The sequence below is a fragment of the Companilactobacillus alimentarius DSM 20249 genome (assembly GCF_002849895.1).
GTDB classification, from domain to species: domain Bacteria; phylum Bacillota; class Bacilli; order Lactobacillales; family Lactobacillaceae; genus Companilactobacillus; species Companilactobacillus alimentarius.
Genome location: NZ_CP018867.1, coordinates 210,460 through 226,075, shown reverse-complemented (window position 1 = coordinate 226,075; position 15,616 = coordinate 210,460). Strand labels below are relative to the sequence as shown.

The 15,616-nt window shown below is 35.1% G+C and carries 20 protein-coding genes; 5 read left to right on the top strand and 15 right to left on the bottom strand.

The features are described from left to right. Nucleotides 1–35: 35 nt before the first annotated feature. Nucleotides 36–1,226 carry an NADH-dependent flavin oxidoreductase gene (locus LA20249_RS01180; protein ID WP_057739213.1) on the bottom strand — a complete coding sequence of 397 codons (1,191 nt, stop codon included), beginning with the start codon at nucleotides 1,224–1,226 and terminating at the stop codon, nucleotides 36–38. A 149-nt stretch (nucleotides 1,227–1,375) separates the two neighbouring features. Here LA20249_RS01180 and LA20249_RS01175 point away from each other — a divergent pair, with 149 nt between their 5' ends. Beyond that, nucleotides 1,376–2,176: a fumarylacetoacetate hydrolase family protein gene (locus LA20249_RS01175; RefSeq protein WP_057739212.1), complete on the top strand. Its 801-nt coding sequence runs from the start codon at nucleotides 1,376–1,378 to the stop codon at nucleotides 2,174–2,176. Nucleotides 2,177–2,228: 52 nt separating this feature from the next. After that, on the top strand, nucleotides 2,229–3,272 hold the full coding sequence (locus LA20249_RS01170; protein WP_057739211.1) for a zinc-binding dehydrogenase: 1,044 nt from the start codon (nucleotides 2,229–2,231) through the stop codon (nucleotides 3,270–3,272). Between the two features lie 92 nt (nucleotides 3,273–3,364). Here LA20249_RS01170 and LA20249_RS01165 read toward each other — a convergent pair whose 3' ends face one another. The 4 genes from LA20249_RS01165 to LA20249_RS01150 all read right to left on the bottom strand — a co-directional run bounded on the left by LA20249_RS01165 (nucleotide 3,365) and on the right by LA20249_RS01150 (nucleotide 6,005). Beyond that, nucleotides 3,365–3,691 carry an AzlD domain-containing protein gene (locus LA20249_RS01165; protein WP_057739210.1) on the bottom strand — a complete coding sequence of 109 codons (327 nt, stop codon included), beginning with the start codon at nucleotides 3,689–3,691 and terminating at the stop codon, nucleotides 3,365–3,367. After that, nucleotides 3,678–4,385, bottom strand: a complete 708-nt coding sequence (locus LA20249_RS01160) for an AzlC family ABC transporter permease (RefSeq protein WP_057739209.1) — start codon at nucleotides 4,383–4,385, stop codon at nucleotides 3,678–3,680. Before LA20249_RS01160 ends, LA20249_RS01165 begins: the two co-directional genes overlap by 14 nt. 81 nt (nucleotides 4,386–4,466) lie before the next feature. Next, nucleotides 4,467–5,261 (bottom strand): DNA/RNA non-specific endonuclease, encoded by a 795-nt coding sequence (locus tag LA20249_RS01155; protein WP_057739208.1) that lies wholly within the window; start codon nucleotides 5,259–5,261, stop codon nucleotides 4,467–4,469. Between the two features lie 30 nt (nucleotides 5,262–5,291). After that, nucleotides 5,292–6,005, bottom strand: a complete 714-nt coding sequence (locus LA20249_RS01150) for a hypothetical protein (protein ID WP_057739207.1) — start codon at nucleotides 6,003–6,005, stop codon at nucleotides 5,292–5,294. Between the two features lie 186 nt (nucleotides 6,006–6,191). Here LA20249_RS01150 and LA20249_RS01145 point away from each other — a divergent pair, with 186 nt between their 5' ends. Beyond that, complete coding sequence (locus tag LA20249_RS01145; RefSeq protein ID WP_057739206.1) at nucleotides 6,192–6,503, top strand: DMT family transporter; 312 nt, start codon at nucleotides 6,192–6,194, stop codon at nucleotides 6,501–6,503. Nucleotides 6,504–6,624: 121 nt separating this feature from the next. Here the strand turns inward: LA20249_RS01145 and LA20249_RS01140 are convergent, their stop codons facing one another. Together LA20249_RS01140 and LA20249_RS01135 are read right to left on the bottom strand one after the other, a co-directional pair. Then, nucleotides 6,625–7,665, bottom strand: coding sequence for a WxLIP family cell surface protein (locus tag LA20249_RS01140; protein WP_057739205.1), 1,041 nt, complete (start codon nucleotides 7,663–7,665; stop codon nucleotides 6,625–6,627). A 66-nt stretch (nucleotides 7,666–7,731) separates the two neighbouring features. Then, nucleotides 7,732–8,361: a WxL domain-containing protein gene (locus LA20249_RS01135; protein WP_057739204.1), complete on the bottom strand. Its 630-nt coding sequence runs from the start codon at nucleotides 8,359–8,361 to the stop codon at nucleotides 7,732–7,734. A 236-nt stretch (nucleotides 8,362–8,597) separates the two neighbouring features. Between LA20249_RS01135 and LA20249_RS01130 the strand changes: the two genes are divergently transcribed. Then, the gene (locus LA20249_RS01130) at nucleotides 8,598–9,371 is read left to right on the top strand and encodes an NrtR DNA-binding winged helix domain-containing protein (RefSeq protein ID WP_057739203.1); all 774 of its coding nucleotides are present in this window, start codon (nucleotides 8,598–8,600) and stop codon (nucleotides 9,369–9,371) included. 138 nt (nucleotides 9,372–9,509) lie between these two features. Next, entirely contained in the window at nucleotides 9,510–10,673 is a 1,164-nt protein-coding gene (locus LA20249_RS01125; protein ID WP_057739824.1) for an MFS transporter, read from the top strand. A gap of 75 nt (nucleotides 10,674–10,748) precedes the next feature. Here LA20249_RS01125 and LA20249_RS01120 read toward each other — a convergent pair whose 3' ends face one another. From LA20249_RS01120 to LA20249_RS01085, 8 genes are all read right to left on the bottom strand, one after another. After that, nucleotides 10,749–11,462, bottom strand: a complete 714-nt coding sequence (locus LA20249_RS01120) for a B3/B4 domain-containing protein (RefSeq protein WP_057739202.1) — start codon at nucleotides 11,460–11,462, stop codon at nucleotides 10,749–10,751. 3 nt (nucleotides 11,463–11,465) lie between these two features. Further along, nucleotides 11,466–11,978 carry a GNAT family N-acetyltransferase gene (locus LA20249_RS01115; protein WP_307724095.1) on the bottom strand — a complete coding sequence of 171 codons (513 nt, stop codon included), beginning with the start codon at nucleotides 11,976–11,978 and terminating at the stop codon, nucleotides 11,466–11,468. Further along, nucleotides 11,975–12,427 (bottom strand): MarR family winged helix-turn-helix transcriptional regulator, encoded by a 453-nt coding sequence (locus LA20249_RS01110; protein WP_057739200.1) that lies wholly within the window; start codon nucleotides 12,425–12,427, stop codon nucleotides 11,975–11,977. Before LA20249_RS01110 ends, LA20249_RS01115 begins: the two co-directional genes overlap by 4 nt. A gap of 117 nt (nucleotides 12,428–12,544) precedes the next feature. Further along, a complete protein-coding gene (locus tag LA20249_RS01105; protein ID WP_057739199.1) occupies nucleotides 12,545–12,820 on the bottom strand; it encodes a hypothetical protein in 276 nt (91 codons plus the stop codon). Nucleotides 12,821–12,953: 133 nt separating this feature from the next. Further along, nucleotides 12,954–13,586, bottom strand: a complete 633-nt coding sequence (locus LA20249_RS01100) for a DUF6198 family protein (protein WP_057739822.1) — start codon at nucleotides 13,584–13,586, stop codon at nucleotides 12,954–12,956. A gap of 141 nt (nucleotides 13,587–13,727) precedes the next feature. Further along, complete coding sequence (locus tag LA20249_RS01095) at nucleotides 13,728–14,585, bottom strand: NmrA family NAD(P)-binding protein (RefSeq protein WP_057739198.1); 858 nt, start codon at nucleotides 14,583–14,585, stop codon at nucleotides 13,728–13,730. 86 nt (nucleotides 14,586–14,671) lie between these two features. Then, the gene (locus LA20249_RS01090; RefSeq protein ID WP_057739197.1) at nucleotides 14,672–14,854 is read right to left on the bottom strand and encodes a hypothetical protein; all 183 of its coding nucleotides are present in this window, start codon (nucleotides 14,852–14,854) and stop codon (nucleotides 14,672–14,674) included. A 3-nt stretch (nucleotides 14,855–14,857) separates the two neighbouring features. Next, complete coding sequence (locus LA20249_RS01085) at nucleotides 14,858–15,550, bottom strand: NAD(P)H-dependent oxidoreductase (RefSeq protein WP_057739196.1); 693 nt, start codon at nucleotides 15,548–15,550, stop codon at nucleotides 14,858–14,860. Between the last annotated feature and the right edge of the window lie 66 nt (nucleotides 15,551–15,616).

Here is a 15,616-nt window from a genome sequence, read left to right as displayed (position 1 = left end):
TTATCATATCGACTTTTTTAACAACAAAATTATATTTACTTACCGCCACCAAAAATATGATCCAAAGTGGCATTAAACTTTTGACGATCTTCTAGAGTATGCGGTTCACTGCTCAACTGCAAACCATCGTGGAATCCTTGTAATAGAAATTCCCAGAATGTTCCAACTAAACCAAGTTCCTCATGATCAGCTGGTGCAATCGTATAACGAATAGCGTCCTCATCGCCCGCAATAACTTTTTGAACCCAATGTGGTTCACGCAACATTTCTCGACCTAAAGCAGCAAAATCAATTCCTTCATCAAGAACCTTTTTAGCGTCTGCCGGACTTTGAATATCGCCGACACCAATTAGGGGAAGCTCTCCAATATGTTTTTTAATTGTCAAATTCAACGGTGTCGTAATTGTCTTATCATTCAACGACTTTCTCCAGACATTTCCCATAGAAACATGAAGATAATCCAAAGGTTTCTCTTTCAAGGCATCGACTAATTTCAATGTATCATCGAATCTAATACCTGGCTCTTCAATTTCCTCTGGTGAAATACGATATCCCATCAAGAATGGTCTGTCAGCATATTTATCAATTGCCTTTTGAACTTCATCAACGACTGCTAAAGGAAAAGCCATCCGCTTCTCAAGACTGCCGCCCCACTTATCAGTCCGACGATTAGAATGCGGTGAGAAGAATTGTTGAATCAGATACGTATTAGCTCCGTGAATTTCAACACCATCAAACCCCGCTTGAATCGCACGCTTAGTTGCTGCGCCAAAGTCTTTAATAGTTTGTTCAACCTCAGCTTCACTTAAAGCACGTGGAGTTTCTGAATTCTTTCGGGTCGCCTTAACAGCACTAGCACTGACTGGCTGTTGTCCCCGTAGAACAGCTGTTGAAGACATTCTCCCTGCACTAAAAATCTGCAAAATAGCCTTTGTCCCATCTTTGTGAATTGCAGAAGCTAATTTTGTCAGGCTAGGAATAAACTTATCGTCCTCAGCACTAAGTTCACCCTCAAAACCTTTTCCTAAAGCATTAACATTTGCAACACCCGTAATAAATATACCAGCTCCACCACTGTGAATATGATAGTAACGCAATTCATCAGCCGTTACTTCTCCATTGGAAAAGCTCATTTCCTCAGTCATTGGTGGTATAACAATCCGATTTTTAACCGTAATTCCCTTTTTTTCAAAAGTATATGGTTTCAAAAAATTATAATCTGTCATATTACAAGAGCCTCACTTTCATGTTAATTTTATCACAATATCGACACTTGTAAACACTTTCATTCGAATGACAATTTCCTAAATATTTTGTTAATAAAAATCTAGACTGTACTAAAATAAAGATAATAAAGCTCGAAAGGATCATCAAAATGAAATTAGCAATGTACCATAATCAAGTTGTCGTTATCAATTCTGACAACATTCAACCAGTCAAAGGTTTTAATAATTTACAGGAAATGCTTCCCCATTTAAACGAAGAAATAAATTTGGGTCAAAAAGAAAGCCTACCTGACTCAAATGACTTCTCACTACCTATTCAAAAACCTCAACAGATTTTTGCGGTGGGATTCAACTATCGCGACCACATGAATGAGCTGCACACTTCAGCTCCCAAGGTACCAAATATCTTTACTAAATTTGTCAGTTCATTAACCGGACCTAATCCTACCGTCAAGATTCCTAGTCCCCAAACCGACTGGGAAACCGAATTAGTCATCGTAATTGGCGATGGTGGTCGCAATATCAAATTAACCGATACCTCAAAACATATTGCTGGATATATGGTCGGTCAAGACTTATCCGACCGTCAACTCCAATTTGCCAATTCGAATCCACAATTTTCCCTAGCTAAGTCTTATCAAAACTTCTCACCTATCGGACCTTGGTTGACAACTCCTGATGAGATTCCAGATCTAACTTCATTAACTATTACTACAGAAGTCAACGGTCAAGAAAAACAACACAGCCAGTTGGGTAATCTAATTTTTAACCCTGAGAAACTTGTTAATTATTTATCAAGTATCACAGAATTATTCCCAGGAGATTTAATCTTTACAGGTACTCCAGGTGGAGTAGGATTCGGTCGAAACCCCAAGGAATTCCTACAATCTGGCGATCAACTAGTCAGCAAGATTGATCAATTGGGACAACTAACTATCAATATGCAATGATATTTACGAAAAGAACGTTATAATTATCACATAATATTATGGAGGGAAAAATATGAAAAAAGCTGTTTTCGAACGTGTCGGTGAAGTAAAAATCGAGGATGTGGACAAACCTACGATCCAAAAGCCTGACGACGTCATCATAAAAGTTATTCGTGCTTGTGTTTGTGGTTCCGATCTTTGGGCTTATCGTGGTTTAGAGGATAAGGCAAAACATTCAGAAAACGACGGTCACGAAGCAATTGGAATTGTCGAAGAGGTCGGCTCAGATATCACCACTGTCAAGGTTGGCGATTTTGTGATTGCTCCATTTACTCATGGATGTGGACATTGCCCTGCTTGTCTAGCTGGATTTGATGGCGATTGTCAATCACACACTGATAATTTCAGTAATGGAAATCAAGGCGAATATATCAGATTCCAACACGGACAATGGGCTTTGATCAAGGTACCTGGCAAACCCAGCGATTATAGTGAAGGCATGCTCAAATCATTGTTGACCTTAGCTGATGTTACAGCTACTGGTTATCATGCAGCTAGAGTCAGTCATGTCAAAAGTGGTGACACAGTCGTCGTCATGGGCGATGGTGCTGTAGGACTTTGTGGTATTATTTCTGCAAAATTGCTTGGTGCTAAAAAGATTATTTCAACTAGCCGCCATCCTGACCGTCAAGCTTTAGCTGAGAAATTTGGTGCTACAGATAATGTTTCTGAACGTGGCGATCAAGGTGTTAAGAAAATACTTGCTTTGACCAACGGATTTGGTGCCGATGCCGTTTTGGAATGTGTTGGAACTGAATTATCAACTAAAACCGCTCTACAAGTTGGACGTCCCGGAGCAATTATCGGTAGGGTTGGCTTGCCACACACAGGGAATATGGACATAACTACTCCATTTGCTAACAACATTACTATTGCTGGTGGACCCGCATCCGTTTCAACCTACGATAAACAACGTTTATTAAAGGCTGTTTTAGACGGTGAAATCAATCCCGGACTAGTCTTTACTAAGAGTTTCAAATTAGATGACATTAATAGTGCTTATCAAGAAATGAGAGATCGAAAAGTTATTAAGTCCTATGTTGTCGTTAGTGATTAACAGATTTTTTTAGTCTAAATAATAGACCAAGGCAATCGTATTTTGACTACCTTGGTCTATTGTTTTACCTATTTTACTATCTATTAATTTATTCAAATAACCAATCGAACAATTGCTAGAGATACTATACCAACAATAACGATCACTAATAGTTTTTTCGTTATTATGGCACTTAAAACTGTTGGTACCGAAGCTAATAAATTTTCATAATTAATTTGCGGCAAGTGACCTAAATGCTGCTCGAACAAATTTTCAAACCAAAGTGCCGCCATGATTGTTATTGGTACAAAGCTTAAGAATTCCACCACTTTAGCGGGGAGATTAAACTTTTTTAACAAAATAAATGGCATGATTCTTGATAACAAAGTGACGATTCCACAGCCAATAATAGTCCAAATAATAAATTCAGTTGAAGGCATGTTTCAAGACCACCCCTAACGTACAACCTATTAAAGTAACAACTAAGATTAACAGATCTGAAGAAATGAATACCAGACCAAAATAAACTAATGGCAACATAATTAACACTACGATCAATTGAATTTTTAAAGAAATCGCATGGTCGTTAATAATTTGTAAATATAATAGACCAATGAACATAGCTACCAAAGCAAAATCTAACCCCAATTGTTTAGGATCACTGATAACTTTACCAAGCATTGCTCCCACCATAGTCGACGCTGCCCAAACTATATAAGCTAATAAATTTACAGTATTGAACCACTTGAACGACAATTTGCCATTGGTGAAATTCAACTTGTTCATACTGAGTGCAAAACTTTCATCGGTAATCAGGCTACCCACGAGGATATTCTCAAAGAGCGAATTCTTTTTAAAAAAATTGGCTGTGGTCATACTCATCAAAATCATTCGTGAATTAACTAAAAAAACCGATAAAATTATCGAAACCATCGGTGTTCCAATAGCCAATGAACTAACCAAAATGAATTGTGCTGAGCCTCCGTAAACTATCAGTGACATCAAGGTGGCATTCAAGACGCTCAATCCAGCTGCAGCAGCAACAATTCCAAACGAAATTCCAATTCCAATATATCCAAATACGGTTGGCAATGTGTCTTTAAGAGCACTGTCAACGCTTAAACTATCGTCCATAGACTCATCCCTCTCAAATAGACATATATAAATAATAATATTAATTATAATTAAATTAAATGTCAATTAGAGAAAAACAAACTAGTGTCGATACTTAGGGTGATATGCATGCTTATAATAAGTTGCTTGGTTTTCTACAGCTGGTACCCGTAACTTATAATCAACTACCGACCTTCCTGTTGCATAGTCAAATTTAATTCTATCTTGAACGTTAAACAGATAGCGGTTAAATTTCATAGACCCATCCGTTGTTAGTGCTTGAACCCAAACTCCTCGAGCCATCAATTCATTACCACGAAAAATTGGTTCAACTTTGTAGATAACCTTCTTATTTTGAGCTAGAGCTGTTCGAACTTTTTGTTCCACTTGCGTCATCGTCTGTTGATTAGAAAACTCTGTTTGCGTAAAAAGATTATAAGGATTGTCAATACTACCAAGTTCTCCTACTTGTTCTTGTCCTTTATTGTTTAAGTTGAATGTCACTGTATAAGCAATCAAATGGCCACGATTTTGGGGAATAACTCGTGTTCCATCAATATATTTAGGCTGATTGTGCCAACCAGTTGGTCGCCAAATTTGTCTTGTTCGTGTATTAGAATGACCTAGATTATTCTTTGTTAAATAAGCTGTTACAGCCTTCGTCCGCTGCAATTTGTCTAAACCACCATAGTTAATATGGGAATATTTAAACTCAGATTCTTTAATAGTTGTCGGATTATCATGATTAATTATTTTCACCGGTTTATCGCCTGATTGATAAGTCCACTCACTGATATTTTTGGTGGATGTTTGATTGCTAGAATCAATTCCATTTCCATTAGTACAGCCAGTGAGTAAAGTCGGTAATAACATTAATAATACAATTATTTTTTTCAAAGTACTTCCCTTTCAAAACTTCGGATATTTTTATAGCCTATGTCGTGGTGTTCTCAAAGAGATTTTCCAAAGTAGAATTATTCCTACTATTATATATACCCCGACACATATACCCAACAAAACTTGCAAACTAGTCTCATTGAAAGCTATATTATAAAGTTCGTAAGTTAGTTGAAAAGGACTAACGATTACTAAAAAATGTTTCATTATTCCTTGTGGTCTAATTCCTAGACTAATTAAGCCCAAAATAAATATCAAACCAGTTAATATATTAAAAGTTCCTCGTTTCAATTTTAACAATAAAAACATTGACCACATACTGGAACTGATCAACACCGCCAAAAATGAAGCCAAAAATCCATAAACAAAGGTTTCCCAAGAAAGATGCGTTACAAATATTGCCATAATTAGATTAAAACAAGCAATTTCAATTTGAATAACAATCAATTGAACCAAGATATTCGTTAAAATCACTGTATGATCAGATTTCACCAACAAAGAAATGTTTTTAAAGCGACCATTCTCACGCCAACGAACTAAATTAATGAGAAAACCATGGAAAACAGTTGTCACAACGATATATGACCAATAAATATAAATCGTAATATCATCTGGAAAATATAAATTCTTATTCAGAAATAATATCAGTATTGGTATCAGCAATGTATAGATGAAATGCATTTTTTCTCCCCATGCTGATTTCAATTGCATTTTTAAAAAATCCCAATCATTATCAAATATCAAGTTAAGCCCCACCTATCCCCTTAAAATCTCTAATAAAATTAATATATTCTAATCCAACTGTCAATTAGCATTTAAACATAACAAAATATATTTAAATTTATTATTCAAAAACGAAAAATAATTAGTGTTTTTTTCAAAATAATCGTGTATGATATTGAGAGAAATTTTTTTATCGAGGAAAAGCTTATGAACTACTTACTATTATTGGTCTCCATCGGTTTTGAAGTCTTGGGAACTTCACTATTAAAGAAAACGGATGGTTTTACCAATCTATTACCAACAGTGGGAACTTTGGCGTCATACTTTATCTGCTTGTTTGTTCTTTCCCACGTTTTGAAAAGACTTCCATTAAGTCTTACTTATGCCACTTGGGGTAGCGTTGGATTAATACTCGTTACAATTGCTGGAATCGTCTTCTACAATGAATCAATCTCCATCTACTCTGTAGTTGGTTTATTCTTAGTTATATCTGGCACAGTTCTTATTAACGTCTTCTAAAAAGCGAAGATAGCTATAGATTAGAATCAAATAGCACTTATTTGGGATTTACATCAATTTTTAACCGATGCAGTTTATGCCTAAATAAGTGCTATTATTTTAAACAAAAATAATTTTTCAATTATTCTTTCCTATTTTTTCTGTAATACCAAATTACTAATCCAGCAATTATTACTAAGATGGCAATAATAAGAATTATTAACTTCTTATTGTTATTAACTGGTGTCTTCTTATTGATCCGTCTTGTCTGTGCACGACTGATCGTCATTTTCCGTTGCAAACGCCAAATATTTTGACTGCCATTGTCCTTAATATTGAGGTAAACCATGTATTTGCCAGGACGTAATCTATTACTCTTTTTAGATCCAGTCACAGTATTAACATTAATCGGATAATCAAAGTAGCTGTCTGGTGCCATAGAAACATTTTCTTTTTCAGAACGTAAGATTACTTTCTTACTATTGAGTGGTGTCACTTTCGCTGCTACGTTAAATTTCTGTTCAACCTTAGGAACATCGTTGTCGATTTTAGCGTCAACATAAACTTGACCATTCTCGCTTGCTTCAGAAGCCTTAACAAATTTCAAATCTGGTTGAATATTTTTCTCATTATTTTGTAGTTGAAGCCCTAAAACATAACTATATTCATTTTTTAGTGTCACACCTTTTTTAGTGGTCTTATTGCTAACTTGATTATTTTCCATTATGAAAATTCCACCAAGCAAAACTCCATCGAACCTCTTGGAAGGACCAGTAACATTGACTGTTACCTCACTAGATGTCTTTGGTGCTAGTGAAATATGTTTAGGATAAGTAACTAGCTTCTCAATATTACACTTCAAATCATTATCTGGTTTTACATTATGTTTATTATAAATAATCACACCATTCTTATCCGTTGCAGACCGATTAATAGAAATAGTATAACTATGTTTTTTAGTATCATTATTATTGATTTTGAATTTGATTTGTTCTTTTTGATTTGGTGCTATTTTTAAATCAAAATAGCCAACCTTTTTATTAATCTGATTACTGGATAATTCCGGCATAACGTTATAACTAACCGGTGGGTTTGTAGCAGCTTTAACCTTTTCACCGTTACAACCTAGAATTGCAATAATGCTTATCCAAAGAAAAATTGGAGTCCAAAGATACTTTTTCAAAAGAACATCCCTTTCCAAAAAAAGAAGGCTTGTGACAAAACTTGTCACAGACCCTCAAATACCTTTTTATGATGGTGCGTTAGATAATGTCCAGTTCAATGTTGAACTATAAGAACCGCCGATATTACCAGCTGGTACTTTGAGTTCAGCATCTCCATTACCATAGCTTGCTGTATAAGCACCAACACCAGTTCCTGCGGGTGCACTCAATATATCAACTGGATCACTTGACAATATCGCGTTAGCAATCATTGTTGGTGGTGTTGAAACATTGTCGCTATCTACTGATTTAACAGGATCTGTCTCATTATCATCCAATAATAATTGTGCGTTCTTCAAAGTCGTAGGATTTGCACCTGATGTTGTAAATGGACTAGCCGTAACACTTACTGTATAACCAGTCCCAGATGCAGCATCAGAAACCGATACATTACCAGTTGTAGACGTTGATGTGTACATTGTATCGTTAGCTGAACCTTTAACTGTACCAAAGAGGAAACTTGGTCCCGAATTAATTGTTATCTGTCCAGGTGTAATATCTGCAGTAGCTGTTGAAGTTGTTGATGGCGTCGTCGTTGTCGTACTTGTCGTTGGAGTCGTTGTTGGTGTTGTCGCAGCTTGTGCAATACCGCCAACTGAACTAATTCCTAAAATTGCAGCGCCTAACATTAAACTATTTCTTAACATTTTTTTCATAATCTATTTCCCCCCTCATATCCGATATAAAATCGATATGACTCAGAACCCAACCAAGGATGATATCTCATGGATTCAGGGGAGGAGTGATATCTTATATCATCCCGAGGTCTTTCCTAACCTCCACGTATGTTATAAAATTTTTCTATTCAATAAACAAGAATAAAACCGTCAAATCATTGGAACTATACAACAAGTAAATTATAATAAATCCATATTATAAATGAGGTTGAATAATGACAGACACATCGATAAATAACAATTTAAAAATCAGTATTGTTAATATCATTTGGAGTTTCGATACATCGAACAACAAAGTTTTGATCCTACTAATCAAAAATGCACTCGGCTATAACACAGACAAGTGGGGACTTCCTACCACCATTTTACGAGCAAATGAAAATGCCGAAGAAGCGTCACTACGTTTGATTCGGGAAAAAATTGGTATCGATTTGCCAAATTTTTATACCGAACAACTAGCGACCTTTAGTGACATCAATCGCTCCATCAATGACCGTGAAATTGCTCTCAGTTACATGACCTATCTCCCCTATATGCCAAAATTAACCGCTGGGTATGGGGCAAAAGATGCTCAATGGTTTGAGATAGATTACGATAAAGATTGTTTTATTCTGAAACATAATGACCTAGTTTTCAAAACTCTGAGTGAGAAAGTATCGGATAATAAATTCTACAAAGATATTGGAAAATATGATAATGCTAAGTATCTGACTAGCGATCACGCTTTGATTTTACGTCATGCCTTTCAAAGAGTTACTAACCGTCTAAATTATTTGCCAACGATTCTATTAATCTTAGGCAACGATTTTACACTAAAAGAAGCTCGCGAAGTCTATGCAACATTTTGGAAGGAACCCTTCCAAAATATTGATAACTCCAACTTTAGAAAAACTCATGCTCACCTCTTTACCGAAATTGGAACTGAACACGGCAAAAGTGGTCGGCCCGCTAAGTTGTACAAATTAAGGTTATCGCTTGACCTCAAATAAGACTAATGATAGTCTTTGTTTTGCATTACTAAAGGTAAATTTTACTTTTAATTAAATAATTTATTTTTAGATATAATTTTAGGAGGTATTAAGATTTTGAATGCTCAAATTAAGGAAAAAAGTGGCCTTAAGCTTTTAATGGTTATTGGTACTGCCTGGCTTTTTGACGCAGCCGATGTAGCATTATTATCATTTATCATGCCCTTAATCAAAAAGGAATGGTTTTTGAATGACAATCAGATTGGATTAGTTAGTTCTATCACAACCGTTGGTATGATGGTCGGTGCAATTCTTTTCGGCTACTTAGCTGATAAATTTGGCAAAAAGAATATTATTATTATTACGCTCTTGATTTTTTCTATTAGTAATTTAGTTCTAGCTTTAACGACAAATGTCTCTCAATTCATGCTTGTCCGCTTCATCACGGGAATCGGCTTAGGTGGCGAACTACCAGTGGCTACCACCATTATCGCCGACTCCTTTTCTGGTCACAAACGCTCCAAAATGCTTATTCTAGTCGATAGTTTTTGGGCAATTGGTTGGATCGTTGCATCTCTTTTAGCCTTCTTATTCATGCCGATCTATGGTTGGCGTTTTACAGTCATTGTTACATCAGTCATGGCCCTTTACACTTTAGTAATACGTCGCCACTTGCCTGCTCAAACCAATATTAAAAACGAGAAACTTAATCTCAGAATTGCCCTAAGTCAAATCTGGGCAAAGGATTTCCGTCGTGCTACTATCTGTCTGAGCTTACTTTGGTTCATCATCATGTTTACTTATTACGGCATGTTTCTTTGGCTTCCTAGCGTCCTAATCAAACGAGGCTTTTCAGTTGTCCACAGTTTCGGTTATACCTTATTGATGAGTTTCGCTCAATTACCCGGTTATTTTCTAGCAGCCTATTTAATGGGTAAACTAACTCGTAAAAAAGTCCTCGAAATTTACTTAGTCGGCACAATCATCGGAGCATTCTTATTTGGAACAGCTCAAAATACCTTCTTAGTCGTCTTCAGTAGTTGCCTTTTATCATTTTTCACTCTTGGTGCTTGGGGAATATTAATTGCTCTAACACCCACCCAATATCCCATTGAAATCAGAGGTGTCGGTATCGGATTTACTCAATCAATTGGTAGAATCGGAGCAACCATCGGACCTTACTTGATTGGTTTCTCACTCAGCATTAATCTAAGTATTGCTACAATTTTCTTTTATTTTGTTGGTTCTTTGATTCTGGGAATTATCATTTTGATTTTTGGAATGGTCGATAAAGACCAAAAGGATTCTTTAGTCCTAGAATAGAAATCATTATTTATATAACTGAAAAGCCAAGGCGTATAGTTAACGTCTTGGCTTTTTAGTTCATAATTATCTTGTTTATAGCTCTTCAGTTTCAAAATCATTCTTTGTTAACTGTTTAATTTCACCAGTAACTTGAAAATACTTTTCTACCAATTGTTTTAATTCATTGATGGCCTCAGTCGCTCTTCTTATTGAAGCAGGATCGATTGCCTCAATTACCAAAACAGAATCAGTCGTATCTTCAGTCAGCATTGTTCTTTGAGCTTCTCGCCAATTCAAACAACGACAAATTGCTCCTGTATTATCATAATAAATAATTTCACCAGGCAATGCGGGAGCATCCTCATCTGATCCTAATGGTTTGAAACTCTCTCCACCATTAGCCTTACCTAAGTGGAGATTCCCATCTATCGCATTAAGATTCTCACCACCACAAGGAACTCCATATTTCAAAGAAATACTATTATAAATATCAACTAATGGATTGATTGGTGAGAACTCACGTCCCTGTGATACACGTTTTAATAATGCCTCAATTGAACAGCGAGCTCCTTTTTTAGTCTTAAATTTTCTAAAGGCCTGACGCCACTCATCTACAACCTCATTATCACGAAATACTTCATTTTCAATAAACTTCTTTGACTCTTGTGCTCCATCCTTAAGCAATTGTGCAAAATATGGATCATCTGATTCATATACATGATTATCTATTTTATGAATCGTTAAAGTACTGATCTGTGCTTCTGGAAATAACTCCCAAAATTCTTTATCTACAATAACTCTTGTCATTTTTTACCTCAATCCCTTTTTTAGGAGAAAATCAGTTTGAACTGAATCTCCCATTATAAACTTGTGTTCACTGAATCTTTCAAACCCAAGTTTCTGATAAAATTTTTGTGCTGAATAATTATATTCCCAAACACCCAACCAAATATTGCTCTTCTTCAAAATATTGGCTTGGTCAATTGCAAAATTAAGCAACTGTGTACCCAATCCTAAATGTTGGAAATCTTGTTTAAAATAAATTCTTTCAACCTCTAAATAATCAGTCGGCATTTCTTCCGATTGTGCATCAAAAATGTTTAATTTCAAATAACCGGCTAATTTACCTTGATAATAGGCAAAATAAAAGCTTGAATTTGGATCAGCCAATTCTTGTGTCAATTGTGCCTCATTATAAGCTTCCTTTAAGTAAGCCATCATATTATCCTCAGTATTATCTTGTCCAAAGGTTTGTCTATAAGTTGTTTCACTTAACTCTTTTAAAGTTCGTACATCATTTAGTTTACACTTAGTTATTTTCAATATTGACGATGATTTCCTTTCTTAACGTACTCCCAATCAGAAGCAACATTATCTTCGACTACTTTCAATAATTCAAAGATTTGCCGTTGTTCAGCTGGACTTAAACCCTTTAATGCCATTTTGTTAGAGTAAATATTTTCTCGATAAATCGTTGGATAAACTTCTTTACCTTTTTTTGTAACATAGAGTTTCTTCTCTTTTTTGTTATCAGATGATTGCTTTCTAACGATAAAATCATTATTCTCCAATTTCTTTATAGCTCGAGCGGCAGTCGTCTTATCGACTTTGATCATCTCAGCTAATTTTTCCTGAATAATACCAGGATTTTCATAAATCCTAACTAAATATAAATATTGCCCTTTAGTTAAATTATATTTTTTAAATTCAATATTACTGATTGAATCTAGTGAACGAGCAATAATTCCGATTGAACGCAAGATCTCTACCACAATTACTACCTCTCCTTCTATAAAAATCATTTTACTATCGAATTGTTGCATTTGCAACAATTTTTAAACAAAAAAAACATAGCAATCTTTTCGACTGCTATGTTGTCTCTTTCTCAATTAATTAACTGCATATCCTAGGTTACGTGAGTATTGATCAATCTTTTCTTTGTATTCTGAACCATTGTCCATTTTCTTCAAAACACTTTGAACTTGACGATCATCTCGCAAACGACCAAATAAGTATGTTTCTGAATAATTCTTATCTAGCAAATTATATGTTTTCAATACGAAATCTTTACTATAGTCGTTTTGATCGAGCTCTTTTTCATTATTAATATCGGTATATAGCTCCGATAAAATTCTCTTTGCCTCTGTATTGTCATTTAGTTTCATCAATACGCACCACCTAATTAATTATTAAAACCTCTCACAAGATAGCACCAATTTGTAAGCGCTTCCTATATCTTGTATTTCTATTATACGACTAATAAATAAAAATTTCAGTTAAAAAACTATTAAGCTTAGATTAATCATTGACGGTTTTAAAATTATGTTTCAATTGTGGCCAAATAATTTTATCGGCTGTTGCAATCAAAATTCCATTGAACATAAAGGAGAACAACGTTCCAATATTGACAGAATAAACATTATGAATCGCAAAGGCTGCAATCACAATAATAATAATTGGTGGTAAGAAATCAATGATCTGAGCCTTAGTGGAATTACCCTTCAAATAAAAGAATCGTAATATATTGGTTGTATCATCGTTAGGATGCATGACAATATTAGCTCTTTGATAAAGCGAAATTGCAACACAGAAAAAGACGACACCTAAACAAGATAAAATTGCTCTTACTACGATTGGTAAATTAGGTACACCAACAGCAGTTAATAAATTAGTAAATATATCAACAAAATAACTAAAGAATAATACATAGAGTATCTGTCCTACTAATCTTCTTCCATCAAAATGCTTAATCAAAAATTGGTTAGTCAAAGCATTAACGACACCAAAAATGAACAAAACCAAGCCAATATTAATCGCAAACCATTTATTTAAATTGACCGCTGCGGCAGTCCATAATCCACTACCCATATCGGCAGAAATACAAAGTCCATTACCAAATGCGTTCAAAATCAGCCCACTGACTAAACCAATTATTCTCGTTTGTATAGAATTTTTAATACTATCACCCCTCACACAGTATGCTGAATATATTACAACAACTTGAGGGCTTTGCCAAAAATATTTTCTTTAATTTTCAATCTCAAGCAATTTTTCTTGTAATATTTGAGTGATTTATTTCACTGAATTTTGTAGAAATTCTGTCAACTTTTGAGCATCGTGACCCATAATCAGCTTAAAATCATCACTAATCTCATTTAAGAGCCCTTTTTGTCCGGCATCATACATTGACGATAGCATGTGTCCTTCATTGCCTTCATTATAAATTTGAGCAAACTCTTCTAAAGAAACTGGCTGATAACCAATCTTAACTCCAGAAACTGTCGATAGAACCTGTGCCAGTTCAGTCATGGTATAGTTTCTATCTTGGGTCAAAGTATAAATGCGTCCATTCTTTAATAACGACTCATCAAAAGCTACCTTGGCAAATGCTTTCGAACTGTCACGTAAACTAATAAAAGACAGCGCTTGATCCTTCATTGGATAAATAACATTTTGACGTTGAACTAATTCTGGCAGATAAGGTACCAATGGATCCGCATATAAAGCATTTCTTACAATGGTATAAGGAATCTTTGAAGATGCCAAACGACGTGGTAAATATCCATAAAAAGCCGATAGATCAAAAGGATTGTTAGCTTGATCAGCAATGAATCCCATAGCTAGAATATGACCAACATTACTTTTTTTAGCTGCCGTCAAAACATTCTCCAACTCTGTCACTCGACTTATGCTATCATGACTTTTACTAGGTACATAAATCAATAGATCCTGGTTTGAAAAATCCTCAATCAAACTTTTTTCCTGTAAAAAATCAATTCCTACTATCTTGGCTCCAGTATCGGCAATATCCTTAGCTTTTGAAAGAGTATGCACGGCTGCCGTCACCTGTGAACTTGGCACTAATTTAATTAATTCATTAAAAATGTGACTTCCTAAATGGCCACTTGCTCCAGTGATAATATATTTCATAAAGTTACCCCGCTTTCATCTGCATGTTAATATTAAAGTAACAATAATACAATAAAAAAAGAACGACTATTCGTCCTTTTTTTGAATTACCATTGCTCATGATTCCAAAGACGACCATCCACTTCGCCTTTAAGCAATTTTAAGCGTTCATTTTGTTCCTTGACTGTCTTTTCCATTGCAACTAAAAATGCACGATTCTCATATTGCTTTTGCTTGCCAGCTAGATCAGTAATTTGGTCACTCAACCATTTACCAGTACTATCTTCCATAGCTCAATCATCCTCTCCTTGTTTGATTAAACTGATTGTACTTTTTAACTGCTCCAAATCTTCTTTTTGTTGAATAAAGGTATTCAAGATTGTTTCACATTCAGTACAATTTGTTTCATCAAAGTTTTTGAGACGATCTGAAAATTCACGTTCAAACCACTCTTCACGACGACTTAAAGTATCAGGATATTCTTGAGTTAAGTATCGTTGATAATCAATCAGTAATTGCATCTGTTGTTCTTCTTTCATGTATTGAAACTGTGCAATCGTAAAGACTGGTAAGACTTTCATTTTGGCACGATCAGCGATTGCTCGTAATGGCGCCATAATTTGATCAATCGTAATATTTTCACTGCCACCACGTTGAAATTCTTTTAGAGGCATTCCTGTGGAAACAACAATACCAAATTCCTTATCCATCAAATTATCATTGCCATCGCCGTAAATAAAATTACGTGTTAAAACTTTATCTTCCCAATTCTTCAAACCAGCTGGGGCTGCATACCAATAGAGCGGAAATTGAAAAATTATTCGATCCGCTTCCATTAACAGTCTCTGTTCATTATCGACATCAATTTTTTTCAAGCCTTCGACATGGTGTCGTGTGACATCTAGCAACTTAGCTCCTTGCAATAAAAATTGTTGCGTCTGAGAATTGTTTATCTCCGGATGAGAAACTACCACTAACGTTTTCAAACTAACATCTCCAATCACCTTTAGAATAGCAAAAAACGATAAACTAATACAGTTTATTGCAGATTA